This is a genomic window from Bacillus sp. FAU20 (genome assembly GCF_056033865.1).
The window spans coordinates 194,779-219,407 of record NZ_JBVYHY010000026.1; the positions used below are offsets into that span (position 1 = coordinate 194,779).

A 24,629-nucleotide genomic window follows, 5' to 3' on the forward strand; every position below is an offset into this window, starting at 1 on the left:
GACCGTTCCTTTTTTATTTTGGAATCTTAAAATGTGATATAATGGAATTTTATGAATGTTAAATAAAGGGGGAGAGAAACATGCAAATACTACTAATACGCCACGGAGAATCAGAAGCTGATATTTTACATGTGCATGAAGGACGAGCTGATTTTGAGTTAACTGAAAAAGGGAGACAACAAGTACAAAAACTTGTACAGAAAGTGAAAAAAGATTTTGCACCAGATTTCATTTGGGCAAGCACATTAAAACGCGCTCGTGAAACGGGTGAAACATTAGCAGAAGCAATTGGTTGTCCAATTCAATTAGAAGAGGAATTAATGGAGTTTAATAATGGAGTGCAAGCAGGCTTATCATTTGAAGAAGCAAAGAAATATCCAGAACCAAAGTTTCTTCATGATCGTTTTGAAAACGGGGAATCGTTTATTGAGTTTCGAATGAGAATAGAAGGAATCTTTTCTAAAATCGTGACAGAGAATACATATGACCGAATTGCAATTGTTGCCCATGGAGGCGTAATTAATAGTCTATTACGTGCATTTTTCAAAATGCCAATTTCAATGGACTACTATTTCAAAATGGGAGATACGGGAATAAGTTTAATTGAAATTGAGGGTGAACAAAAAACGGTGCATTTCATTAATGATACGAATCATTTGGACGGGATGTAAAGACTTATGTACAAAGTTGTATTTTTAAATCGTTTTCACTATATTGGTTAAGCATATAAATAGAAGTATCAATAGCAACTTTTAGTTGATGCAATGCAGATTGAACAAACATTGTAATTCTCCTCGTCTCCGTATATAATAGTTTCTTGAGGATATTATATCATACTCAAAATTCCGAAAATTCTAGTAGTTTGACTAGCATAATGAAAAGTATTATATTGTAAAAGGTCATATGAAACGTGAAATAGAATGGAATGCAATTATTGAGTTAGGAGTTAGACCAATGAGTTTGAAATATGGAAGAGATACAATTGTAGAAATTGACTTAAATGCTGTAAAACATAATGTAAAAGAATTTAAAAAACATGTAAATGATGAAGAAATTAAGATGATGGCTGCTGTAAAAGCGAATGGGTATGGCCATGGGGCAGTTGAAGTTGCCAAAGCTGCAATTGAAGCGGGAATACATCAACTTGCAGTTGCATTTGTAGATGAAGCAATAGAATTAAGAGAAGCAGGAATTACTGTACCAATTTTAATTTTAGGATACACACCAGTAGCGGCTGTAGAAGATGTAATTCAATATGACGTTATGATGACTGTTTATAGAGTGGAAGATTTACATGGTATAAATGAAATTGCAAACCGTCTTCAAAAGAAAGTACAAATTCAAGTGAAAATTGATACAGGAATGAGTCGTATCGGTTTACAAGAAGAAGAAGTTAAACCATTTTTAGAAGAATTAAACCGTATGGAGTATGTAGAGGTAGTAGGGATATTTACGCATTACTCTACAGCAGATGAAATCGATAAATCATATACGAATATGCAAACAAGTTTATTTGAAAAGGCTGTTAATACAGCGAAAGAATTAGGAATTCAAATACCATATATTCATAGTTCAAATAGTGCGGGATCAATGGAATTAAGTAACACATTTCAAAATATGGTACGCGTTGGAATAGGAGTGTACGGTATGTATCCATCAAAAGAAGTGGATCATTCAGTCGTTTCTTTACAGCCTGCGTTGTCGTTAAAATCAAAAGTAGCTCATATTAAACATGCGAAGAAGAATCGTGGTGTAAGTTATGGGAATACGTATGTAACAACTGGTGAAGAATGGATTGCGACTGTACCAATTGGTTATGCTGATGGTTATAATCGTCAATTATCTAATAAAGGCTATGCGTTAATTAATGGGGTTCGAGTACCTGTTATTGGCCGTGTTTGTATGGATCAGTTAATGTTGGATGTTTCAAAAGCGATGCCAGTACAAGTAGGAGACGAAGTAGTATTCTACGGTAAACAAGGTGAAGAAAATATCGCAGTAGAAGAAATAGCGGATATGTTAGGTACAATAAACTATGAAGTTACATGTATGCTAGATAGAAGAATTCCGCGTGTCTATAAAGAAAATGACGAAACAACTGCAGTTGTAAATATATTAAGAAAAAACTGAATCATTTCGATTCAGTTTTTTTATTTTTTTATTCATATCAAATGCGAATATACCCTCGTTATGTAATACGGAGTAAACTTTGTGAAACACACTTTTTAGTTCAACTAAATTAAACTATCACCGGCAGAGATGACCAGTCCCGCAACAAAGATCTAATATACGAGAGTAGGGAAGAGCATCTTGTAAAACGAGGCTGGATAGGAGTATTCAACAAAATGTCCCCAATGTTTATTATAGATGTCTGCTAAAATATCATAATTAGAATAAATTGTTTTTTTAACATATGTATTCACCTAAAAATTAATTAAATTATAATAGTCATGCCTCGTGTTAATTTCAAAACCACATTGTGTATATAGTTTTAAAGCGTGGATATTTTTCGTTTCGACGTCTAACTCAATTGTTGAAACTCCTTCTGTAATAAGAGTATGTACTATATTACAAAGAATATCTTTTCCGTATCCTTTACCTTGATAAGAAGGATGAACGGCGAATCCTGATAGTGTAGTAGATTGCTCTTGTTTAGAAACTGTAATTGTTCCTATCACTTTTCCAGCAATAAGGGCACTGTAAACTTGATGGGAAGATGAATTCATCATTTTTTGTAACCATGTAGCCGTATTTTCTACTGAATCACCAAAAGCTTTACTAGAAATTTCAATAAGATCAAGAAGTGATTCTGAAGGTGTAAGAGTAAGCTGTATATTATTATCTGTTGTTTTTTGAATTTCGTTTGTTTTGAACTCCATACTATATTCACTATATAAATATGGTAACTTCATATGTTTTACAAATTCATTCCCAGAAATAGAATCCCCATTAATAATAAGAAGAGCTTCATCTGTCTCTCTATTTTGTATTTCTTTCATTGCAGTTTGTAAAAGGATAGTTCCGAAACGTTGTTTTCTAAAATGAGGATGTACAAAGCCTATTAGTTCAAGCTTTGTTGGTCTTTCGAAATCATACATATTTAAAGCACCAATTAATTGAGTACCGTTATAAAGAAGAAAATCGTTTATATAATCTTCATTTCGATTTTTTAAAAAGTTGATATGTAAATCTGAAGAGTAATCAAGATTGTCTTGTTGCCCACAAATATAAGCCAAATCCTTCATTTGCTGTATTTCACTTTCTGTTACAGAACGCTTTTTCTGAATATCCATTGTATACTCCCTCTCATTTGTATTTAAAAATAGGATGGGTGACTTAACCATTTCTTTAATTCCACATTACCTTGCACAGATAACAGTCGGTATAAATAACGATAAGGCTGTCTATATTCTTCTAAGTGAGGAATAGACATAATTGTTTCGTAACCACTTTTAAAGGCATGCGCTTCTTTTTCTGTAAATTCTATAAATTCATTATATAGCAGATGATGAGTTATGAGGATAAAGATAAAAAGATTGAAAGCATACTTACATTTATAGTGAAAACTCATTAAAAATATTATATTTCTCTATTTTTGTATGAATTGTCTAAAAATAATGGTGGTAATACTTGAATGTAAGACTCGTATCTTTAAATCTATGAAGAGTAAAAGTAAAATTAAGCATTCATTTATAAGATTGTGAATCACAATAATGTAGACTATAGAAAATATTTCTCAATAATAAAATGAAGAGAAAAGCATGAAGAAGTAGAATGCATTCATTTATAATAGACTTAAATTAATTAATATAATTAATTGTTAATTTTATTATATTAATTGGATAGGAGAGAATGTTATGGCAAATGTACTCGTAATAAATTTTCCTGGGGAAGGTCATATTAATCCGACTTTAGCTATTGTAAGTGAGTTAATTCAGCGAGGGGAAACAGTTGTTTCTTATTGTATTGAAGATTATAGAAAGAAGGTTGAAGCAACAGGTGTGGAATTCCGAGTGTTTGAGAATTTTCTCTCTCAAATTAATATTATGGAACGAGTAAATGAAGGTGGGAGCCCTTTGACGATGCTATCTCATATGATTGAAGCATCAGAGCGTATTGTTACTCAAATTGTAGAAGAAACAAAAGAGGAAAAATACGATTATTTAATATATGATAATCATTTTCCAGTAGGACGTATTATAGCGAATATTTTACAATTACCAAGCGTTTCATCCTGTACAACGTTTGCTGTTAATCAGTACATTAATTTTCATGATGAGCAAGAATCGAGACAAGTAGATGAAATGGATCCATTATATCAATCTTGTTTAGCGGGAATGGAAAGATGGAATAAGCAGTATGGAATGAAATGTAATAGTATGTATGATATTATGAACCATCCTGGTGATATTACGATTGTATATACTTCAAAAGAATATCAGCCACGTTCAGATGTATTTGATGAATCGTATAAATTTGTAGGTCCATCAATTGCTACTCGAAAAGAAGTGGGGAATTTTCCTACCGAAGATTTAAAAAATGAAAAAGTGATTTTCATTTCTATGGGAACAGTTTTTAATGAACAACCTGGTCTATATGAAAAATGTTTTGAAGCGCTTAAAGATGTTGATGCGACAGTCGTATTAGTCGTTGGTAAGAAGATAAATATAAGTCAATTTGAAAATATCCCGAAAAACTTTAAATTGTATAATTATGTCTCCCAATTAGAAGTTTTACAGCATGCTGATGTATTCGTGACACATGGTGGTATGAATAGTTCGAGTGAAGCGTTATATTATGGTGTTCCATTAGTTGTAATTCCGGTAACAGGGGATCAGCCATTCGTTGCAAAACGATTGGCTGAAGTAGGGGCAGGCATAACACTTAATCGTAACGAGTTAACTTCTGAATTGTTACGTGAGACTGTAAAGAAAGTAATGGATGATGTGACGTTTAAGGAAAATAGTCGTAAAGTGGGAGAGTCGCTTAGAAATGCTGGTGGATACCAAAGGGCAGTTGAGGAAATATTCAAATTAAAAATGAAGCCGTACGTAAAGATTAAATAGATGTTAAAAACACACTTACTTTTAATTGGTAAGTGTGTTTTTAGTATTACGCGTTACATGTAGTACATAAAAATAGCGATAAAGGTGAAACTTTTCTGTATATAAATCGATACCTTTGAATTAGTAGTAAATTTACGTTAAAATAATACTAAGAAAATATATAAGTTTTGGGGGTAATGAATGAAGAAAGTATTTGAATACGTATTATTAACAATTGGCTCAATTATAGTAGCAGGTTCATTAGAGCTTATTTTAGCACCTAATGGATTAGTAGATGGCGGGGTAACGGCTATTGCTATTATGGCAAATAAAGTCGCAGGATTACCGCTTTATGGTGTGTTCTTAGGAATTAATATCCCAATTTTATTATTTACTGCAAAAGTAATGGGAAAGAAATTTTTTATCCGTACATCTTATGCGAATGTAGTTACAACACTCGGATTAATTTATTTAAAACCATTTCCAGCAATTACGACTTCTGAGTTATTAATTGTACTTTATGGTGGAGTACTGTTTGGAATTGGTGTTGGGATTGTTGTTAAAATGGGTGGAGCAATTGACGGTTCAGAAATGTTAGCAGTTTGGATGAATAAACACTTTAATGTACCGATTAGTACATTTTTACTTGCAGTAAATGCAGTTATTTTCATCTTTGTTGCCATTTTATTTTCAATCGAACAAGCGATGTTCTCGTTAGCAATTTTCTATATTGTTACGAAGATGATTGATTTTATACTAGATGGTATTAATCAAGGTAAGAGCGTTATGATTATTTCTGGTAAGAATAAAGAAATAGGCGATTTACTTATGAAAGAATTGCAACTATCTGTTACGTATCTACATGGAGAAGGTGGTTTTTTAGGGGAGCATAAGAGAATCATTTATTGCATTACAAACCGATTCATTTATCCGAAAATGAAAGATCTCGTTCTCTCTGTAGATCCAACCGCTATAATTGAAGCTTCCTATTCAACAGAAACGACTGGTGTGAAACGTCCGGGAAGGAAAGCTAGGTCAGGTGAATAACTAGAAGAAGGCTGTCCAAAAAGTTATTTTGGAACAGCCTTCTTTTTTATTTTGTTGAGTTGTTAACATGTTACAAGTTAAACCCACTGTTAACAAGTTTCCTTGCAACTAGGGAACCAAGCGTCTTTCAATAATATAGCCAACGTTTCAATTTTATTTTCCGGAATACTACCAAAGCCGAGTAATACGTATGATTCCTCACGTAAATCATTCACGAAATCATATGGAGAAAGTGGGTATAATTTAACGCTTTGTTTTTTAGCGGATTCAATCAGTTCATTTTCATTCATACTGTTATTTACACATAAGACAATATGAAGTCCGGACTGTTCGCCAAGAATTTGAACATTAGCCCCCATTTCTTTCGTAATGGATTTTACTAACGTATGATGTTTTCTTTTATATAGTGTACGACTCCGATTAAGGTGACGTTCCCAATTCCTGTTTTGTATAAAGTTAGCAAAAGCAAGTTGTTGTATTGTAGCGACTGTTTGTTTGAAAATTCCATGCAGTTCTTGATATATCTTTAAAAGGTGTGGTGGTAAAACAACATATCCCATTCGTAAAGAAGGTAAAAAAGATTTTGAGAAAGTCCCCATATAAATAACGCGTTCATTTGAATCAAGACTTTGTAAAGAAGGAATTGGCTTACCAGCGTAGCGAAACTCTCCGTCATAGTCATCTTCAATAATGTATCCATTGCAATCATTAGCCCACTTTAACAATTCTAATCTTCTAGATAAAGGCATAATAATCCCGAGTGGAAATTGGTGTGATGGTGTAACGTATGCGACATTGGAATTTGTATTGTATAAACTAGAAATATCAATCCCTTTTTCATCCAATGGTATGGGATGAATTTGTCTATCACAGCTTTTAATAATTGCGTGTATACGATGAAATCCAGGGTTTTCAATGCCGTATTCTTTTGTAGGGCCAAGCAGTTGAAGTAGTAGCCAGAGAAGTGGCTGTGTACCGGCGCCGATCACAATTTGATCAGGTGAAGAATGTACACCGCGAGAATGATATAAATATGTTGATATATGCTCTCGAAGAGCGAATTCACCTTGAGGATCTTCTTTGGCAAATAGTGCATTTTCGTATGTAAGTATGGATTCTTGTAATGCTCGTTTCCAATTTGTAATCGGAAATGTATTTTGATCAATAAGCCCTTGGCTACAATCATATTCAAATTTTTCTTCTATCAAATTGTTCGTCTTCTTTGCTGCATTTCGTTTGTTATTTGGGATAACGTCAATATCGAAATTTGCTACAAAAATACCACGTTTCGGTTTACTTTCTGCATAACCTTCAGCTAATAACTGTTGATAAGCTGATTCAACAGTAATGCGGCTAATATTAAGTTGTGATGCTAAATTTCTGTGTGAGGGTAGACGTGTGCCAACAGAAATAGTCCCTTGTATAATTTCAGCTTTTATATATTCGTAAATTTGCAAGTAAATAGGTGTGTTACTTTGTAATTGCAATGGGATAGTAAAATCCATATAAAACTCTCCTTTAAAACTGGCCTTATAAAAAACACTTAAACTGTCACTTAAGTGAAGGGCAGTTACTTTCTATAATAATGATATAACATTTAGAAAATTAAATAAATAGTTAGAGGAGAGTTAAAAATGAATGTTAAAGAAGTAGTAACAGAAGAGCAATTACATGAAGTATTACCTGTTTTACAGCAATTACGAATGAAACTTTCAAAAGAGGAAACAAGCTCTTTATTTCGAAATATGAAAGAAGAAAATTATAAACTATTTTCGCTGCGTAATGAGAATGATGAAGTTGTTAGCCTTGCAGGTGTAGCGATTTGTACGAACTTTTATAATAAGAAACACGTTTTCGTATATGACCTTGTAACAGCAGAAGCACATCGTTCAAAAGGACATGGGAAAGTATTACTTTCGTATATAGAGAACTGGGGAAAGGAAAACGGATGTGAGTCTATCGTCCTCACGTCAGCATTTTCAAGAATTGATGCTCATCGTTTTTATGAAAGAGAAGGGTATGATAAGGTGAGTTATTCTTTTTATAAAGAATTATAAAAAAATAAGAAGAAGCTGTCCTGCAAAAGTTGGGAACAGCTTCTTCTTATTTTTTAAGTTATTATTGAACCGTAAATAGGTTGTAAGTTATGGTATATGTATTTGAAAAGGTTATATAGTGTATTTTGTCGAATTGTTTTAATTTAATAAAGAGGATGATTGGAGCGCTTATACTTGAAAAAAATAAAGAAACTATCAATCCCTAATGATGCTAGAGTTATCGTCATATCTGATATTCATGGAGAATTAAATCTTTTAAAAGAAGCACTACATAAAGTTAACTTTAAAGATGAAGATTATTTAATTATTAATGGAGATCTTTGCGAGAAAGGACGAGATAGCGTAGGCGTAGTAAACTACGTTATGAATCTTGTAAAGAACAATTCAAAGGTTCACGTTGTTGAAGGGAATTGTGAAGTTTTAGTTGATGCTCTTCTAAATGAAAATCCTGGTCTTATTAATTATTTATGTACGAGGAAGCATTCAATTTTTAATGAATGGCTAGAGCAATTGGGTTTTTCAGTTCATGAGGGCACTTCAATTCGTGAAGTGAAAGAAGCATTGTTAAGTGAATTTTCACAAGAACTATATTGGCTAACAGAGTTGCCAACAGCGATTGAAACAGAAGATTATATTTTTGTGCATGCCGGTCTAGAAGATAGAGTAGATTGGAAAGAAACTGAGCGCAAAAATGCGATAGCAATGCCGGAGTTTTTCAATCAATCACATAAAGCAAATAAGTATGTAATAGTCGGTCATTGGCCTGTCGTGAACTATTCTGAAGAAGCACCGTCTAATAATCCAGTTATTGATAAGGAGAAAAAAATTATTGCAATTGATGGAGGAAATGCAATTAAAGAAGCAGGGCAATTAAACGTATTTATTATTCAGAGGAAACAAACGGGCGATACGTTTTCTTATACATATGTAGACTATTTTCCAGAGTACGAAGTAATAGCGGATTTTAATGCGAATTCAGAAATGCAGGGCGGAGTGACATATCCGTATTATTACATAGAGCCTATCGAGAAGATGCAAGATTACACCGTATGTAAACAAAAGGAAACGAATAATGTGCTCACTGTAAAAAATGAATATATGAAACAACTTAAGTCAGGTGAATATACAGTGAAAACCGATATTTCTTGTGCGCAAATAAGCGTTAGGAAGGGAGATATCGTTTCTCTCATTGATGATAGCTGTTCAGGATATGATTTAATTAAAAAGATGGCGTAGAGGGTTGGATAGAGAAAGGGATTTTAGTTGAGATAGAAAAAGTGAAAAATAAAACATTAAGCTGAAATAGGAGGGATATAACCTCCTATTTTTTTAAAGGAGTAGATTGCTTGCTGTCTTTAATAAGTAAATAAATCGTACTCGGCAGAATGATAAGCTTCATTCCTAAAAGAATTGCTAGTATAGCATAACCTCTATAGGGAGCAGAAACGATAAAAGGAAGTATCGCTAAAAAAATACCTGCTATCATCATTGAAATACTACTAATATTTGAAGCTCTTTTTTCAAGGTGCTTATCATTCCATTCTAATGAAACGGTTGATTTAGTCGTATCAATTTTGGAACTGAAATAACCTATTAATATAAATAAAAGCCCTAATGCTAAAAATATGAAATGATCAAGAGGAAGTGAAAAGCCAAGAGCGATGAGGGCGATGACAATATCGACAAAAAATAAGAATAGTAACATTGTGTTGCCGATCCAATGGAGAAATTTCTGGTTACTCGCTGCTTTAGATAAAGCTAAAAATACAAAGAATAAGAAGGAACATATAATTATATTTACGATTACAAAAGTGCTTTTATCCATTGTTGATGTAGGCGTTCCATTAAAGTCCCATTTCGTAACAATATTTGATGGTAAGAAGAAATATAGAATAATATTTGTCGTAACAATAGTGAGAAATAAAGCAATACTAAATCGATTCTTCACTGAATCACCAGCTTTCTAAATCAATAATTGGTATCTAATAACAAAATTATACAATATAATAAATGATATTAGTTTTGATTTTTCTGAAAAAATATTATAATTATATATGAAATAAAGAGGAATGCAGGAGGGAATTATGCAAAACGTTGTATTAAAGGGGAAGAAAGTTACAATTCGTACAATAGAAGAATCGGATATAAAAACATTATGGAATATCATATTTAAAGAAGAAAGCCCAGAATGGAAGAAATGGGATGCGCCATATTTCCCGTTCTCAATGCAAGAATACTCTTCCTATAAAGAGAAGATGCAAACTCGTTTGCAAGAAGAACCACTGTCAAATTTAATTATAGAAAATAACGGTCAAATTATAGGGACGGTCGGATTTTATTGGGAGCATAAACCGACGCGTTGGTTGGAGATGGGAATTGTTATTTATAATCCAACTTACTGGAATGGTGGCTACGGTACAGAAGCGTTAACGTTATATCGAGATTTATTATTTGAAAAGATGGAAATTGGTAGAGTAGGGCTCACGACTTGGTCTGGTAATGAACGAATGATGAAAGTAGCGGAGAAAATAGGAATGAGCTTAGAAGGTAGAATGCGAAAGTGTCGTTATTATAACGGAACATACTATGATTCTATTCGAATGGGCATGATTCGTGAAGAATGGGAAGCGCTATGTGTAACGAAGGGGTGAGAAAGATTGTACGCTATTATTGCTACATTTGATCGTGTGTTTACTAATAAAATTACAGAATTGCAAAATGAATTAACAAATGTAATTGGAACAAATCAATTAGCTGGAGTAGAACCTCATATAACGATTGCGGATTATAATGAGTTAGATGTTAATTTATATATTGAAAAATTAAAGGGATTTGTAGCTATTCAAGAAAACATGTCTACAGTCACTTTTCCTTCTGTTGGAATTTTTCCTACTAATGGAACGGTCTTTCTAGCGCCGACCGTTACCGATGAATTGTTAAAACTTTATTATTCTTATCATGATTATTTTAAAACTTTTCATGACAACCCAAATTCATATTACGTACCGGGAAAATGGGTTCCGCATTGTACAATTGCAAATAAATTACATACAAAGCAGTTTTTAAGTGTAATGGAATATATTTATGGAAAGTTTGATTTTGCAACAGCTTCAATTGAGAAATTAAAATTAATTAAGGTGAATTATGAAAATGGTTTTGCCGTTTCTTCTAGTATATTAGCAGAATATAATTTAAAGAGAATGGAGACATCGAGATGACATATATAATTAGAGAAATGAAGCAAGAAGATATTCATGCTGTACAATCAGTAGCAAAAATAGCTTGGCATGATACATATGAAGGCATTATTCCAAGAGAAATTCAAGACAGTTTTTTAGACGAGGCATATTCTGATGAAAAAATGAAATATCGTCTTAAAAATACGCATTTATTCGTTGCGGAAGAAGAAGGAGAAGTAATAGGGTTTGCGAACTTTTCACCTGTTAGACTACAAAATGAAGCGGAATTAGGTGCGATTTATTTGTTACCAGATCAGCAAGGAAAAGGGATCGGAAGTGCTTTATTACAAAAAGGAATTAAAGCATTAAATGGGATACGGAAATTGTACATACATGTAGAAGCAGCAAATGAAAAAGGAAAACGCTTTTATGAAGCGAAAGGTTTTGCTGAATTAGAGCAATTTGAAGAAGACTTTGAAGGACATATGATGCAGACAGTAAGGATGGTTTTATACGTATAAGGAGGACTAGTAATGAAAATTTTTGATTTTAGTGAAAAAGTAGGAAAGCACCTATCAGTATTTCAATCTAATTTCATCATGTCGAAAATATTAAACCATCGAGGAAATATACATATCGGTGCTATGCATTTACACGAGAATGGAATCATCGGTTATCCCGCATTAACGGGCAGTAAGAACCCTGCCTCAAAATTCAGCGAAAGCAAACAAGTTAGGTGGGGGATCAACTGCCCGTAAAAGCCCGATTGGTTTAACTAATAATCAGTGGGGGATGAATAAAACCCCCACTGATTAAAGTTTCACTTTATCACGAAGCAGTTGTATCTCAACTGCTTCTTATTGTGGATGGAGCAGGATATGTATGTGGGGTAAATAAAGAAAAGATAAAGATAGAGGCGGGACAAGCTGTGTTTTGGGAAAAGGGAGAGCTCCATGAAACAAGTACAGAACACGGATTAACAGCAATTGTTATGGAAGCGGAGAATCTTGAACAAGCGATAGTAATGCCTATTATTCAAGGGGAGTTGTGAAAAATGATTGTTAAGGCGAATCAAGAAGATACCAATGAAATATTAAAATATTCGGCTCAATCGCTTTTTGAAGGGACGAGAGGGAATTGTCAATTAAGTACCGAGAAAGCAATTGAGATTACAAAGCCGATTGTAGAAAAAGGAGCATACTATTTAATCGTTAAAGAAAAAAATAAAGTAATGGGATGGATATTAATAGGGGAAAATACAGACTATTTTTCTCGTGAAAAACTTGGATTTATATATGAATTGTACGTTTTCCCAGAATATCGCGGGAGAGGATTATCGCGAGAACTGATGGAAGCTGGTATTAAGGAATTAAAGGAGAAGTATTCAGAAATTCGGTTGAATGTATTTGCTGGGAATTTTGCAAAAGAGATGTACGAAGAGTTTGGGTTTGTTGAAAGGCAGGTAATTATGACTTTGAAGTGAGTAGAATAGTCTGAATGAGAGAAGAGAAAATAATGATTTAGTGGCTACTTTATCGCTGGAATTTAAAGCGAATAAGTATAAAATAGATGGTTTGCCTTTATTTTATAGTAGATTTATAGAGTGTGCTTAAAAAACAAATAAATTAGTATTATATAATATATCGTTATTATAGTAAAAGAGAAATTTTGGAAAAATATCATTTTTTTGTTTAGAAATTTTTAAATTATTGATATAATCAATTTGTAGAATTGATTATTGGTTAATTTTACTATTTTTTAATTTTAAGGGGGATTTAATAATGGCAGGACAAATTCGTATGTCACCAGAGGAGCTTAAATCGAAAGCGACTCGATATGGACAAGGTGCAAATCAAATTGAGGACATTTTACGTCAACTACAAAACTTACAAAATGAATTAAGAGGAGAATGGGAAGGTCGTGCTTTCGAAGGTTTTGACCAACAGTTCAATCAATTAAAGCCAAAAGTACAAAACTTCGCACAGCTATTACAAGAAATTAATATGCAGCTTAATAAAACTGCAGAAGCTGTTGCTAGACATGACGAAGATCTTTCTCGTAATTTCGGTCTACAATAAGACAGATAAAAAGAAATATATAATTTAGCCATGCAACCATACGTTGTATGGCTAAATTACTTTAAAACTAGAGTAAGATACGAAGTCTTTCATCAGATAGACTCGCAGTCGCAGGAGTGATAAGTAGTGAAAAAGTTCAAATGGAGCATCTTGTTGTTTATTATTTTAGCTCTTGTACTATCAACAGGGGTCTCCTATTTAGCATTAAATCAAAATGTTAAGAAAGCTAATGAGAATACTACACCAAAAATGACAGTTGCGTTGGTAAATGAAGATCAGGGCACTGTATTTGAGGGCAATAAAATAGCGTTTGGAGATCAATTTGTTAAAAATGTAAATAAAAATACGAAACAAGAATGGTACGTAGTTAGTCGCGGGGTAGCAGAAAATGGATTGAAAAATAATAATTACAATATGATGATTGTTATTCCAAATGATTTTTCTAGGAAAGCAGTTGCGATTGATTCAGAGATTCCGGAGAAATTAACTTTAAACTACAAAGTAAATGCAACTGGGAATAAGGATTTGAAAGCTGAGGCAGAAAATACAGCTTCTGTTATTTTAGAAGATTTCAATAAGCAAATAATCGACGTTTATTTTGCGAGTATTATCGGTAAGCTACAAGGTGCACAAGATAATATAGGTAAAATAATTGAAAAAGGAAACGTTCAAACAACTATGTATAAAAAAGATATACATAGTCCGTTAGCAAATTACACAAATCAATTTAAAACAGTACAAGATTATACAGGTGTTTCTGTTAATAGTTTCAAAGGATTTCAGGATGTTTTAAAAGGTTTCGGTCAAGCGTTAGATGAAGGGAATAAATCTAACAGTACGTACTTAGATGGTTTTAATAACTTTCAAAAAATGCAAACTGATAACAATTTATTAGCGAATAATTTCACAAATCAATTTAATCAATATATGAATGATATGAATACAGGCGATGCTTTAAAGCAATTAAGTGCATTGGAATCCGCTAATAAAATTATTTCAAATCAATTTACGTTTTCAGAGAAAGAACCGAATATTTTAACTGATGCTTCAGCGATTCAAAAATATTTAGCAGATGTAAAAAAACAAGTGTCTGAATATGATACAGAACTTGCAGGAAAGTTAGAAAGTGATATTCAAGATACGGTAATTAAGAAATTAAAGCAATCAATGTCGAATGATGGAAAGCAAGAAATCTTCATAAATACATTAATGAAACAACCAGATGTTCGAATAAAGAAACAAATCGAGAATTTAATTGCGAAATTACCTAGTTTAAACATGGAAGAAATCGGTCAAAGTGATTTACCAGATACAACGAAATTACAACTGCAAAATGTAATTCAATTTACAAAAAAATATAATAAAGAAAATAATTTTTATTATGATCCTGTAAATAAAATATCTTTAGGAAACGCCATTAAAGAAGTGAAGGATAGACTTTATACAGAGGGAATTACATTTAGTGATACTGCGAAAGTAATTAAAATGGAATCTCCGCAAATTTTGAAGATAAGTATTCCAGAAGAGTTTAAACTAGATGGAAGTACAGAAGCTTTATATATTGATGATGTGGATCGTACAAGTGACTTTCTACAAAGCGAAGCAGGAGAAATTACAATAGCTCCTCGTAATGAAGGGGATATAAAGATTAGCTTGCATGTGAAGCTAAAAGATCCAAACATCAATATAGATGTTTTCTCTCCTGTAACATGGCAGTGGGAATTGAGCGGGACTCATAAAAAAGAAACTAGTCCTGAAAAAGAAGAACCTAATAAAGAGGATAAAGGAACACAAACTGAAAATAGCAAGGTGGAAAATGTGGTTCATAAATCACAGTATGGCATAATGCCGTTAGTACACAATGCTAAAACGCCTATTATCAAAAAAATGGAAAACACAACAGGCAATAATGAAGGAAGCCAAGGAGGCGGAACAGGGAAAGACAACGGAACCGGAGGAAACCCAGGAGGCGGAACGGGAACAGATAACGGAACTGGAGGAAACCCAGGAGGCGGAACGGGAACAGATAACGGAACTGGAGGAAACCCAGGAGGCGGAACGGGAACAGACAACGGAACCGGAGGAAACCCAGGAGGCGGAACGGGAACAGATAACGGAACTGGAGGAAACCCAGGAGGCGGAACGGGAACAGACAACGGAACTGGAGGAAACCCAGGAGGCGGAACGGGAACAGACAACGGAACCGGAGGAAACCCAGGAGGCGAAACGGGAACAGATAACGGAACTGGAGGAAACCCAGGAGGCGGAACGGGAACAGACAACGGAACTGGAGGAAACCCAGGAGGCGGAACGGGAACAGACAACGGAACCGGAGGAAATCCAGGAGGCGGAACGGGGACAGACAACGGAACCGGAGGAAATCCAGGAGGCGAAACGGGGACAGACAACGGAACCGGAGGAAATCCAGGAGGCGAAACGGGAACAGATAACGGTAAAGTTATTGAAAGTACAACGAATCAAGTTGTACATCAAAAAGCAGAAGTATTAACAAAAAATATATCTAGTGCATTAATAAAAGAAGCAGTAGATACAGTCGAAAGTTATCAAGGTTTAATGAGCCTTTACGAAATGTATTATGGGATTGATTTAAGAACGAAAGATGTAGGTCCTAAGTTAGAAGAGGGAAGTTTAGATGCAATTGCGACGAATCAATCTTTGTACTACGTATTAAATAAACAAAGCTTAATTGATTTAATTTCAAATCTTGTTTCATCAAGTATTACTACAGAAATAAAGCAAGATATGTCAGGTTTAAAACAAAAAATAAACTCTTATCAACAATCTATTACTAGTGCGGATCAAAATTCTATGCTACTAGCGGAGAAATTAAATGGAACGACGCAACAAGCAACTAGTATGAATGAAAATTTAGGAGAGTATTTAAAAGGTTTAGCGAAATGGCGTGAGAATAGCTTAAAGCTAGTTGAAGAGCAGCAAGTATTAACAACAAATCATGCTGGTGAGCAAACAGCTATTTTATCGTTAGATTCTGGTATTAAATCATTAATGATGCAAAGTCAGTCATTGGTCGAAAGTTCGAAGCATAGTTTAGCAACTTCAGACGATGTATATAAAACATTTGATCAAATTAATGGACAAGCAAAAGAAATTCAAGACAGCGGAACGACAATTGTTTCAAAAGCTGATTTATTATTAAATGACTTTACGAAGAAAATGGAAGATGATAAATCATTCTCCAAAAACTTTACGAAAATTTTAGCCAATAGCCGTATTGGAGATCGTCAAAATGAGATGCTATATGACTTTTTAGCTAGTCCAGTTCAAAAGCAAAATGATGGAGTAATTGTAGCAGGAAATGCTTTTACACCATACTTAATTGTATTAACTTGTTTCATTGTTGCATTATTTACAGCATACGCAATTGCGAATCAAGAAAAGAAAAGAATGCAATCAGATCATTTTGAAGAGAAATTCTCATTAATTGATATGAATGTACCAACTACAGTAGTAGCTTTCGGTATATCAATTGTGGAAGGGATTAGTATAGGTATCATTTCTGGGCGTCTTTTAAAGTTTGGTCAGGATCAAAGTTTACTATGGATTGCGTTCATCACATTTATTATGATGGCGTTTGTATTAGTCTCAACCTACTTATTACGACAAATAAAAATGGTAGGAATGTTTATACTATTAGTATTTTTAAGCATGTACCTGTTTTTAACTGAGGCAGTTGGAAGTAAAGTAGATCAAATGTCGTCTGTCGGAAAGATACGTCAATTCTCACCGCTTCAGTATATAGAAAGTTTTCTAAATGATTTTATTAGTGGTAAAGATACTGGGAAAGTTATTTTTGTCGTATTGTTTGTAATTGCCATTATTGGATTGGTTAGTAATCTATTTGTATGGCATAAGAAATGGGAGGAAAAAGAAGTAAATGATCAAACAATGGAGCATAGTGGCTAAGTTATCATTTCTCTCTATCCTTTTACTGTTTGTCGCGCTACCGATAAGGAGCGCGGCTGACAGTTATCTTGGTGATGATGGGAAGATTAAGTTTAAAGTGGATCGACTTGAAGAAAGCGACCAAGAAAAAAATAAAAAGGAACATAAGGAAACAGAATTAGATAAAGCATCGATTGAGTTATTTAACAAAGATATAGAAGAAGAAATTGAGAAAAAGAAAAAGAAAGAACAAAAAGATATGGAAGCTTTGCGAGATTCTCTTTTTACAAAACCAAAAGAGAATAATAGTGTTAAAGATACGAAAAATAGTTTGTTTAGCAGTGAATACATTGTCAGAAAAAGTGCAGATGAAGTAGCGAGTAATGAAACAATGAATGAAGAGCCAATTAGTATAACAATAATATTATTATTTGGCGGCGGCATTCTACTTATTTGCATCGGTATTTATACGGTTCTTCGTAAAAGTTGGAGGTAAAGCGATGGCAATACAAACACATATCAATGTGACAGTAGATTTTAGTAAATGGAATGGAAATACATATGATTTGCGTATTCCGAATCATCAATCTATTAAATATTTATTAAAAAACTTATTAGATACGCTAAAGATTGATAATCATGAAGGTTCACATTTTGTAATTAAAGTGAAAAATAAGTCAATTGTTTTAACAGATAATGATCGTTTAATTGATCACCAAATAACAGATGGAGATATTTTGCAAGTTTTATAAAGAATATTTTTTACTTTTAGTTATTTGAAAATAAGTTATTACGGGTTATAAAGAAAAGGAGAAGAGGATAAACATGACGGAAAAAATAATTCAAATTGATGCAATGAACTATCAATTTCAAATAGAAAAAGAAAATTGGAAATTGGAGATGACCAAATCTCAAACACGTATAAAAGACTTCCGTCAATTCGATATAATTACGGGCGAATCATCTGAATTTGTACCATTAACAATAGAAGAAACGGATGATATGTTTACGTTTCTATATCAAGTAGATAAAAAATTACATAAGTGGGACGATCTTAGCCGTTTTGGAAGAAATGAGAAATTAAGACTACTTCGGAATGTTGCGCAGTTTCGTAAATATTTAAATAAACGAATCACGTTCTTTTTACATCCAGACAATATAGTTTTTAATGCTAATTTAATACCAAGTATTATACATAGAGGAATTCGAGATATTGTTCCGCCAACCCCGTTATTAGAAGAGCAATTTTTAACACAATATAAGTGTCTAATTATTGCTTTATTCTCCCAAAAACATAACTTTGATGATTTGTATGCTGGGTTACTAAAAGATGCAAAAGAAACAACATTTGAACAGACCGTTGCTCAAATGGAAAGCTTAGATGCATTACTGCAGTTTCTTGATGACAGCTTTGAGAAGGAACAAACAAAAACAGAAAAAAATATGCAGTTAGTACCTAAAAAAAGCTACAAATCATTTAAATACTTAGCTTTTTCCTTCATAGCGGCGACAGTTATTTTAGCTGCTCCTTTAATATATTTCACTTTTATAAAATTTCCTTATCAAAATAAATTGTTAGAAGCAAATGCAAGTTTCATAGCAACTGATTATGACAAAGTCATTACGCAATTGAATGAAGAGGAGTTTGAATCATTGCCGATTGCATCTAAATATGAGTTAGCATTTGCATACATTACAGCTGAAAAACTAGGTGAAGCTCAAAAGAAATCGATTATGAAAAACATTAGTTTGAAAAGTGATGAAAAGTATTTGCTGTATTGGATGTATAACGGAAAAGGTAATTTTGATAAATCATTAGATTTAGCTAAGACACTTGATGATCCTCAGCTTATTATGTACGGCCTTGTTAAACAAATTGAATCACTGAAAAATAATCCTGATTTATCAGGGGAAGAACGTGATCAAAAGTTAAAAACATATGAGCAACAATTAGATGAATATAAAAAGAAATATGGCAATTCATCAAGCGATAAAAATTTGTCGGACACAGAGAAAAAAGAGTAAGCAGTTGAAAAGGAGCAGTGAACACGGATGGAGCAACTATTAGTATTGACTTATGGAGACAAAATATATAAGTGCACATTACATCCAAATGAGCAATCAATAGTGTCGATTGGAAAAGAGTGGACAAATGATATTACGAATCCAAGTTTAGAACAAGAAATAGAGTTAAAGTGGAATAATGAAGTAAATGCTTGGATGGTACAGGATCAATTAATAGAATTTAATAAGGAAATTGAGATTGGGAAAACAAGAGATGTGAGCTTGAAAATCTTTATATCTATTGTTGGCACAACTAAAGTGTTTGATATCGGAACGAAACATTCTCTTACAGTGAGTCAAAACGATTACGATGATATTTCTATTACCGGGACTATTGTAGATTTAATGCTATCTCGCGAAACGTTGTACGATTCTTTTAAAGTGAACGTGTATGGCGGGGATGTATTTCATAATTATACGAAGTTAAAAGATAGCGTTATGTTGGAATCAGGAGACGTATTATATTTTGATGGTATTTTATTGGAGATTGGTAGTGAAGACATTCAAGTACTTTCTTCAGAAGATAAAGTGAAATCTGCGTTACCTATTTTAGTAGAATCAGAAACAAATTATCAAAGTGGTTATCCAGACTATCATCGTTCACCACGTATTATTTACCGTGAACCAGAAGAGAAAATGACAATTGCAAAGCCTTCAAGTATGCCATCAAAACCAACGGAGCATTTAGCAAGAATCATTGCACCTTCACTTGTCATGATTGTCGTAACTGTATTACTTGCTATTTTCATGAAATATGGAATGTTTATTATCGCATCGATTGCGATGACATTAGTAACAATCATTGTTTCTGTCACATCGTATATTAAAAATTTGAAGCAATATAAAGTCGACATTGTTGAACGAGATAAAAGCTATAGAGAGTATATAAAACAAAAAACGAAAGATTTACATGCAGAAAGTGAAAAACAGCGTCACGCATTACATTATCACAATCCAAATGTAGAAGTAATACGTAATATGGCAGTTCAAGTAAATCCTAGAATTTATGAAAAAACAATGTTACATCATGATTTCTTAACATTTAGCGTTGGAACAGGACAAGCTAATACGAGTTTTGAAATTCAATTTAATGAAGAAGAATTTAGTCAAACGAAAGATGAATTAATCGATATAGCACGTGAACTAAGACAGCGTTATCTATCATTGGAAGATGTACCAGTTGTAACAGATTTAATGAATGGACCAGTCGGTTATATTGGCCAACGCTCTTTAGTGTTAGAGCAATTACAATTATTAGTTGCACAAACGGCTTTATTCCATAGTTATTATGACTTGCAGTTTATTACTATTTTTCCGGAAGAAGAAAAAGAAAAATGGGATTGGATGCGCTGGTTACCTCATGGAAGTGTTCGCGATATAAATGTACGTGGATTTGTATACCATGATCGTAGCCGTGATCAAGTGTTAAATAGTTTGTATCAAATATTGAAAGAACGAAAATTAAAACTAGATGAAAAAAGTTCTACTAATGAAAAAATGTACTTTGCACCGCACTATGTCGTTCTCATTACAGATGAAAAACTAATATTAGACCATGTTGTTATGGAATTCTTTAATGATGATCCGAGTCAATTAGGTGTATCACTTGTATTTGTACAAGATGTTATGCAAAGTTTACCGGAGCATGTGAAAACGGTAATAGATATAAGAGATGCAAAACAAGGGAACATCATCTTAGAGCAAGGAGAGCTTGTTAACCGTCAATTTAAACTAAATCACGTACCGAAAGGGTTTAATTTAGAAGATATTTCACGGGCATTAGCACCATTAAATCATTTGCAAAACTTAAAAAATAGTATTCCAGAAAGCGTAACATTTTTAGAAATGTACGGCGTTGAAAAAGTAAAAGAACTGAATATCACAAGTCGTTGGGAGAAAAATGCAGCGCATAAATCTTTAGCTGTACCACTTGGATTACGTGGTAAAGAAGATATCGTAAACTTAAATTTACACGAAAAAGCACACGGACCACACGGATTAATAGCAGGTACAACAGGTTCAGGTAAATCGGAAATTATACAATCGTACATTTTATCTCTAGCAGTTAATTTCCATCCGTACGAAGTAGCCTTTTTACTAATTGACTATAAAGGCGGCGGTATGGCGAATTTATTCAAAAACTTACCGCATTTATTAGGAACAATTACGAACTTAGATGGAGCACAAAGTATGAGAGCGCTCGCATCAATTAAAGCTGAGTTACAAAAAAGACAACGATTATTTGGGGAAAATGATGTAAACCATATTAATCAGTATCAAAAACTGTATAAAGAAGGCTTAGTAAGTGAACCGATGCCACATCTATTTTTAATTAGTGATGAATTCGCGGAACTGAAGTCAGAACAACCAGAGTTTATGAAAGAGTTAGTTTCAACAGCGCGTATCGGTCGTTCGCTCGGAATCCATTTAATATTAGCTACGCAAAAACCGAGTGGTGTTGTAGATGATCAAATTTGGAGTAACTCGAAATTCAAACTAGCATTAAAAGTTCAAAATACGTCAGATAGTAATGAAATTTTAAAAACACCGGATGCTGCTGAAATTACATTACCAGGACGTGCTTACTTACAAGTTGGGAATAATGAAATTTATGAACTATTCCAATCAGCTTGGAGCGGAGCAGACTATGTAGAAAATAAAGAGGATAAAGAACATTTAGATGCAACAATCTATGCAATAAATGATCTAGGACAATATGAAATATTAAGTGAAGACTTAAGTGGACTTGGTAGCAGTAAAGAAGTAATAAGCGTACCATCTGAACTGGATGCTGTTATTGACTACATTCACGATTACGCAGAAATAAATGAAATTGAAGCATTAGCAAGACCGTGGTTACCACCACTTCCAGAAAGCGTATATTTACAAGACTTACATGCTATTCAGTTCAAAGAAGCATGGACGAAAGAAAAGAAACCATTACAAGCAACAATTGGTCTACTAGATCAGCCTGAATTACAATCACAAACACCATTAACACTAGATATTAGTAAAGACGGACACGTAGCGGTCTTCTCAAGTCCAGGCTACGGAAAATCAACATTCTTACAATCAGTCATTATGGATGTAGCTCGTCAGCATAGTCCGGAGCATTTGCATGTGTATTTATTAGACTTCGGAACAAATGGTTTAATGCCATTAAAATCTTTACCGCATGTGGCAGACATCATTACATTAGACCAAGTTGAAAAATGCGAGAAGTTTCTTCGTCGCATAGAAGACCTATTAAAAGATAGAAAGCAATTGCTAAGTAAATATGGCGTTGCGAGTCTTGAAATGTATGAGAGAGCTAGTAAAGAAGTATTACCAACAATATTAATTACGTTAGATAACTATGATGCTGTTAGAGAAGCTGGATTTGTCGAAGATTTTGAACGCATTATTGCACAAATTGTACGTGAAGGGGCAGCGGTAGGAATTCATTTAATGCTTACAGCTACACGTCAAAATGCATTGAGAGTACAAGTAAATACAAATATTAAACTACAAATTGCTCTATATATGATAGATGAGGCAGAATCTAGAGCGATTGTAGGAAGAACAGAGTTGAAAATTGAAGAATTAGCAGGACGTGGTTTAGTTAAAATTGACGAACCAACAATCTTCCAAACAGCTTTACCGACAGATGGAGAAGATGTCCTTACTCGAATTGAAAATATACAAGCTGAAGGAAAAGAGATGGATTCCTTCTGGGATGGAGAAAGACCGAAAGCAATTCCTATGGTACCTGAAGTTCTAGAATACAAAGAATTTATTGCATGGCCAGAAACAAGAAAAATTATTGAAGCAGGCAAACTAACATTTGGTGTAGAGACAGAAAACGTTACGCCTCTCGAATTAGATTTAACGGAAGCGTCTAATATTGTTGTAGGGGGAATTAAGAAAGATGAAGTTGAAAATGTAGTTCATCAATTCCTTCAACAGTTAGCAGACAGTGGACACTTTGACCTAGGTTTAATTGATACAAGAACACGAAATTTCTCAAACTATAGAGAGAGCGCTGCTTTATATGTAGCTGAAAAAACAGGAATTGAGAAAACGATTAAACAAGTTACAAACGCTTATAAATCGAGAGAAGCGGCGTTTAAAGAGGAGCAGGAAGCATCAAGTGAAACAGTGAACCCGGCAGAATTTATTAAGAAATTTAAGCCGATTGTAATCGTAATTGCAGATGTAAATGATATTTTAAGTAATTTAGAGGATAGCGATATATATAGTTTAGCGGAATTAATAACAAATGGTGCATTTATGGGCATCCACTTCGTAATTGGCTGTGATGTTGATTCAATTGACAGTCGATACGACTTAGTTTCAAAAACAATAAAAACGCAATCTCATGTTATTTTACTTAGAAAATCATCAGGCCAAATGGTCTTCGATGTATCTAATAAAGATTTAAGTAGTACAAAATTAAATCCATTTGAAGGGTATTTTGTTGAAAATCGTTTTGCTACTAGAATTAAAGTGCCAACTATTTAAGGGGGGATTTGCATGGGGATAGAGGAATTAAATAGTCAAAAATCTGGTTTATTAAGTAGTATAAGTCATCAACAAGGGCAATTGGCTGAACTACAAATGAAACTAAGAAGGCTAATAACTGCTAAAGGGAAATTTGTAAATAATCTTGAAGCAATTAAACAAAATCAAGAGCAGTTTAAGTCCTTAGAAATAAACGAGAGTAGTTGGAAAGGGCAAAGAGCAACTACTTTTAAAGAAACATATGAACAACAAGTCATTTCGAATTTAGGGAAGTTTATCGGAGAACTAGGGAGAGTGCAAGAAGACATCGATCAAGCTATACGGCGGCTTGAAAGAGAAATCGCTACATGTGAGTCTAGTATTCTTTCTCTAAGTAGAAGTGTTTCAATGGTTGACGCTAGTATTCAAGTAGAAGTACAGAAGGCGGGGAAATGATAAATGGGGGAAATTAAATTAAATAAAGGGGTATTTGATGCGAAAGTAAGTGATTTGAAAAGTGGTGCTAGTGATTTAGGTAAGACTAAATTTAATGGTATGCAGTTACATCGTACGAATTTAAGTAAACTGAAAAAATATTGTGAAGCGATTGAAAAGTTATCGGAAAAAGTGCAGCAATATGAACAAATACTACAAAAGGATATTAGTAGAATTCAGCAAACAGGACAAGAAATGGTTCAGCAAGATGAAAAGCTTGGAAAAGATTTGAAAGACAGTTCAGCTCACCGTGCTATGTAA

The 24,629-nt window shown here is 33.5% G+C and carries 20 protein-coding genes and 5 pseudogenes; 19 read left to right on the forward strand and 6 right to left on the reverse strand.

All coding sequences use genetic code 11. The features are described 5' to 3' along the window. The first annotated feature begins 80 nt into the window (after nucleotides 1-80). On the forward strand, nucleotides 81-671 hold the full coding sequence (locus AC0OM3_RS22900; protein ID WP_001166446.1) for a histidine phosphatase family protein: 591 nt from the start codon (nucleotides 81-83) through the stop codon (nucleotides 669-671). A gap of 16 nt (nucleotides 672-687) precedes the next feature. On the opposite strand, the pseudogene AC0OM3_RS22905 reads toward AC0OM3_RS22900, so the two are convergent. After that, a pseudogene (locus tag AC0OM3_RS22905) lies at nucleotides 688-783 on the reverse strand (DinB family protein); the annotation flags it as partial. 171 nt (nucleotides 784-954) lie between these two features. Between AC0OM3_RS22905 and alr the strand changes: the two are divergent. Beyond that, nucleotides 955-2,130, forward strand: a complete 1,176-nt coding sequence (gene alr / locus AC0OM3_RS22910; RefSeq protein WP_002182683.1) for an alanine racemase — start codon at nucleotides 955-957, stop codon at nucleotides 2,128-2,130. Nucleotides 2,131-2,160: 30 nt separating this feature from the next. On the opposite strand, the pseudogene AC0OM3_RS22915 reads toward alr, so the two are convergent. From AC0OM3_RS22915 to AC0OM3_RS22925, 3 genes and pseudogenes are all read right to left on the reverse strand, one after another. After that, a pseudogene (locus AC0OM3_RS22915) lies at nucleotides 2,161-2,423 on the reverse strand (class I SAM-dependent methyltransferase); the annotation flags it as partial. Further along, nucleotides 2,424-3,293: a GNAT family N-acetyltransferase gene (locus AC0OM3_RS22920; protein WP_061884090.1), complete on the reverse strand. Its 870-nt coding sequence runs from the start codon at nucleotides 3,291-3,293 to the stop codon at nucleotides 2,424-2,426. A gap of 23 nt (nucleotides 3,294-3,316) precedes the next feature. Then, nucleotides 3,317-3,478, reverse strand: a pseudogene (locus AC0OM3_RS22925) (nitrate reductase); the annotation flags it as partial. A gap of 379 nt (nucleotides 3,479-3,857) precedes the next feature. Here AC0OM3_RS22925 and AC0OM3_RS22930 point away from each other — a divergent pair. After that, a complete protein-coding gene (locus AC0OM3_RS22930; RefSeq protein WP_474213104.1) occupies nucleotides 3,858-5,066 on the forward strand; it encodes a macrolide family glycosyltransferase in 1,209 nt (402 codons plus the stop codon). A gap of 180 nt (nucleotides 5,067-5,246) precedes the next feature. After that, nucleotides 5,247-6,092, forward strand: coding sequence for a YitT family protein (locus AC0OM3_RS22935; RefSeq protein ID WP_000755126.1), 846 nt, complete (start codon nucleotides 5,247-5,249; stop codon nucleotides 6,090-6,092). A gap of 89 nt (nucleotides 6,093-6,181) precedes the next feature. Here AC0OM3_RS22935 and pdxR read toward each other — a convergent pair whose 3' ends face one another. After that, complete coding sequence (gene pdxR, locus AC0OM3_RS22940) at nucleotides 6,182-7,597, reverse strand: MocR-like pyridoxine biosynthesis transcription factor PdxR (RefSeq protein WP_000348033.1); 1,416 nt, start codon at nucleotides 7,595-7,597, stop codon at nucleotides 6,182-6,184. Between the two features lie 129 nt (nucleotides 7,598-7,726). Here pdxR and AC0OM3_RS22945 point away from each other — a divergent pair, with 129 nt between their 5' ends. Both AC0OM3_RS22945 and AC0OM3_RS22950 read left to right on the forward strand, forming a co-directional pair. Beyond that, on the forward strand, nucleotides 7,727-8,149 hold the full coding sequence (locus AC0OM3_RS22945; RefSeq protein ID WP_001101112.1) for a GNAT family N-acetyltransferase: 423 nt from the start codon (nucleotides 7,727-7,729) through the stop codon (nucleotides 8,147-8,149). Between the two features lie 174 nt (nucleotides 8,150-8,323). After that, nucleotides 8,324-9,450 (forward strand): annotated as a pseudogene (locus AC0OM3_RS22950) (metallophosphoesterase). Nucleotides 9,451-9,470: 20 nt separating this feature from the next. On the opposite strand, the gene AC0OM3_RS22955 reads toward AC0OM3_RS22950, so the two are convergent. After that, nucleotides 9,471-10,097, reverse strand: coding sequence for a DUF1648 domain-containing protein (locus AC0OM3_RS22955; RefSeq protein WP_061884092.1), 627 nt, complete (start codon nucleotides 10,095-10,097; stop codon nucleotides 9,471-9,473). A gap of 136 nt (nucleotides 10,098-10,233) precedes the next feature. Between AC0OM3_RS22955 and AC0OM3_RS22960 the strand changes: the two genes are divergently transcribed. The 13 genes and pseudogenes from AC0OM3_RS22960 to AC0OM3_RS23020 all read left to right on the forward strand — a co-directional run bounded on the left by AC0OM3_RS22960 (nucleotide 10,234) and on the right by AC0OM3_RS23020 (nucleotide 24,629). After that, entirely contained in the window at nucleotides 10,234-10,800 is a 567-nt protein-coding gene (locus AC0OM3_RS22960; protein ID WP_001181857.1) for a GNAT family N-acetyltransferase, read from the forward strand. A gap of 6 nt (nucleotides 10,801-10,806) precedes the next feature. After that, nucleotides 10,807-11,367, forward strand: a complete 561-nt coding sequence (locus AC0OM3_RS22965; protein ID WP_061884094.1) for a 2'-5' RNA ligase family protein — start codon at nucleotides 10,807-10,809, stop codon at nucleotides 11,365-11,367. Beyond that, nucleotides 11,364-11,849, forward strand: a complete 486-nt coding sequence (locus AC0OM3_RS22970) for a GNAT family N-acetyltransferase (RefSeq protein WP_000221048.1) — start codon at nucleotides 11,364-11,366, stop codon at nucleotides 11,847-11,849. Before AC0OM3_RS22965 ends, AC0OM3_RS22970 begins: the two co-directional genes overlap by 4 nt. A gap of 12 nt (nucleotides 11,850-11,861) precedes the next feature. Further along, a pseudogene (locus tag AC0OM3_RS22975) lies at nucleotides 11,862-12,379 on the forward strand (cupin). 3 nt (nucleotides 12,380-12,382) lie between these two features. Then, nucleotides 12,383-12,811: a GNAT family N-acetyltransferase gene (locus tag AC0OM3_RS22980; RefSeq protein WP_000635650.1), complete on the forward strand. Its 429-nt coding sequence runs from the start codon at nucleotides 12,383-12,385 to the stop codon at nucleotides 12,809-12,811. A 298-nt stretch (nucleotides 12,812-13,109) separates the two neighbouring features. After that, nucleotides 13,110-13,406 carry a WXG100 family type VII secretion target gene (locus tag AC0OM3_RS22985; RefSeq protein ID WP_000918601.1) on the forward strand — a complete coding sequence of 99 codons (297 nt, stop codon included), beginning with the start codon at nucleotides 13,110-13,112 and terminating at the stop codon, nucleotides 13,404-13,406. Nucleotides 13,407-13,532: 126 nt separating this feature from the next. Beyond that, nucleotides 13,533-17,351 (forward strand): type VII secretion protein EsaA, encoded by a 3,819-nt coding sequence (gene esaA / locus AC0OM3_RS22990; protein WP_474213105.1) that lies wholly within the window; start codon nucleotides 13,533-13,535, stop codon nucleotides 17,349-17,351. Then, nucleotides 17,323-17,826, forward strand: a complete 504-nt coding sequence (gene essA / locus AC0OM3_RS22995) for a type VII secretion protein EssA (protein WP_000595655.1) — start codon at nucleotides 17,323-17,325, stop codon at nucleotides 17,824-17,826. Before esaA ends, essA begins: the two co-directional genes overlap by 29 nt. Nucleotides 17,827-17,830: 4 nt before the next feature. Further along, nucleotides 17,831-18,082: an EsaB/YukD family protein gene (locus AC0OM3_RS23000; protein ID WP_001007571.1), complete on the forward strand. Its 252-nt coding sequence runs from the start codon at nucleotides 17,831-17,833 to the stop codon at nucleotides 18,080-18,082. 73 nt (nucleotides 18,083-18,155) lie between these two features. Then, nucleotides 18,156-19,355 carry a type VII secretion protein EssB gene (gene essB / locus AC0OM3_RS23005; protein WP_000136609.1) on the forward strand — a complete coding sequence of 400 codons (1,200 nt, stop codon included), beginning with the start codon at nucleotides 18,156-18,158 and terminating at the stop codon, nucleotides 19,353-19,355. 27 nt (nucleotides 19,356-19,382) lie between these two features. Then, nucleotides 19,383-23,894, forward strand: a complete 4,512-nt coding sequence (gene essC / locus AC0OM3_RS23010; protein ID WP_474213106.1) for a type VII secretion protein EssC — start codon at nucleotides 19,383-19,385, stop codon at nucleotides 23,892-23,894. 12 nt (nucleotides 23,895-23,906) lie between these two features. Beyond that, nucleotides 23,907-24,329 carry a YwqH-like family protein gene (locus AC0OM3_RS23015; RefSeq protein WP_000510565.1) on the forward strand — a complete coding sequence of 141 codons (423 nt, stop codon included), beginning with the start codon at nucleotides 23,907-23,909 and terminating at the stop codon, nucleotides 24,327-24,329. Nucleotides 24,330-24,332: 3 nt separating this feature from the next. Beyond that, entirely contained in the window at nucleotides 24,333-24,629 is a 297-nt protein-coding gene (locus AC0OM3_RS23020) for a TIGR04197 family type VII secretion effector (protein ID WP_000503885.1), read from the forward strand.

What these genes read in the sequence shown, in the direction of transcription:
- alr (WP_002182683.1), top strand. Translation starts at nt 955, where the DNA reads ATGAGTTTGAAATATGGAAGAGATACAATTGTAGAAATTGACTTAAAT.
- AC0OM3_RS22970 (WP_000221048.1), top strand. Translation starts at nt 11,364, where the DNA reads ATGACATATATAATTAGAGAAATGAAGCAAGAAGATATTCATGCTGTA.
- AC0OM3_RS22945 (WP_001101112.1), top strand. Translation starts at nt 7,727, where the DNA reads ATGAATGTTAAAGAAGTAGTAACAGAAGAGCAATTACATGAAGTATTA.
- AC0OM3_RS22900 (WP_001166446.1), top strand. Translation starts at nt 81, where the DNA reads ATGCAAATACTACTAATACGCCACGGAGAATCAGAAGCTGATATTTTA.
- AC0OM3_RS22930 (WP_474213104.1), top strand. Translation starts at nt 3,858, where the DNA reads ATGGCAAATGTACTCGTAATAAATTTTCCTGGGGAAGGTCATATTAAT.
- AC0OM3_RS22980 (WP_000635650.1), top strand. Translation starts at nt 12,383, where the DNA reads ATGATTGTTAAGGCGAATCAAGAAGATACCAATGAAATATTAAAATAT.
- pdxR (WP_000348033.1), bottom strand. Translation starts at nt 7,597, where the DNA reads ATGGATTTTACTATCCCATTGCAATTACAAAGTAACACACCTATTTAC.
- essB (WP_000136609.1), top strand. Translation starts at nt 18,156, where the DNA reads ATGACGGAAAAAATAATTCAAATTGATGCAATGAACTATCAATTTCAA.
- AC0OM3_RS22960 (WP_001181857.1), top strand. Translation starts at nt 10,234, where the DNA reads ATGCAAAACGTTGTATTAAAGGGGAAGAAAGTTACAATTCGTACAATA.
- essC (WP_474213106.1), top strand. Translation starts at nt 19,383, where the DNA reads ATGGAGCAACTATTAGTATTGACTTATGGAGACAAAATATATAAGTGC.
- AC0OM3_RS22935 (WP_000755126.1), top strand. Translation starts at nt 5,247, where the DNA reads ATGAAGAAAGTATTTGAATACGTATTATTAACAATTGGCTCAATTATA.
- AC0OM3_RS23015 (WP_000510565.1), top strand. Translation starts at nt 23,907, where the DNA reads ATGGGGATAGAGGAATTAAATAGTCAAAAATCTGGTTTATTAAGTAGT.
- AC0OM3_RS22920 (WP_061884090.1), bottom strand. Translation starts at nt 3,293, where the DNA reads ATGGATATTCAGAAAAAGCGTTCTGTAACAGAAAGTGAAATACAGCAA.
- AC0OM3_RS23000 (WP_001007571.1), top strand. Translation starts at nt 17,831, where the DNA reads ATGGCAATACAAACACATATCAATGTGACAGTAGATTTTAGTAAATGG.
- AC0OM3_RS23020 (WP_000503885.1), top strand. Translation starts at nt 24,333, where the DNA reads ATGGGGGAAATTAAATTAAATAAAGGGGTATTTGATGCGAAAGTAAGT.
- AC0OM3_RS22985 (WP_000918601.1), top strand. Translation starts at nt 13,110, where the DNA reads ATGGCAGGACAAATTCGTATGTCACCAGAGGAGCTTAAATCGAAAGCG.
- essA (WP_000595655.1), top strand. Translation starts at nt 17,323, where the DNA reads ATGATCAAACAATGGAGCATAGTGGCTAAGTTATCATTTCTCTCTATC.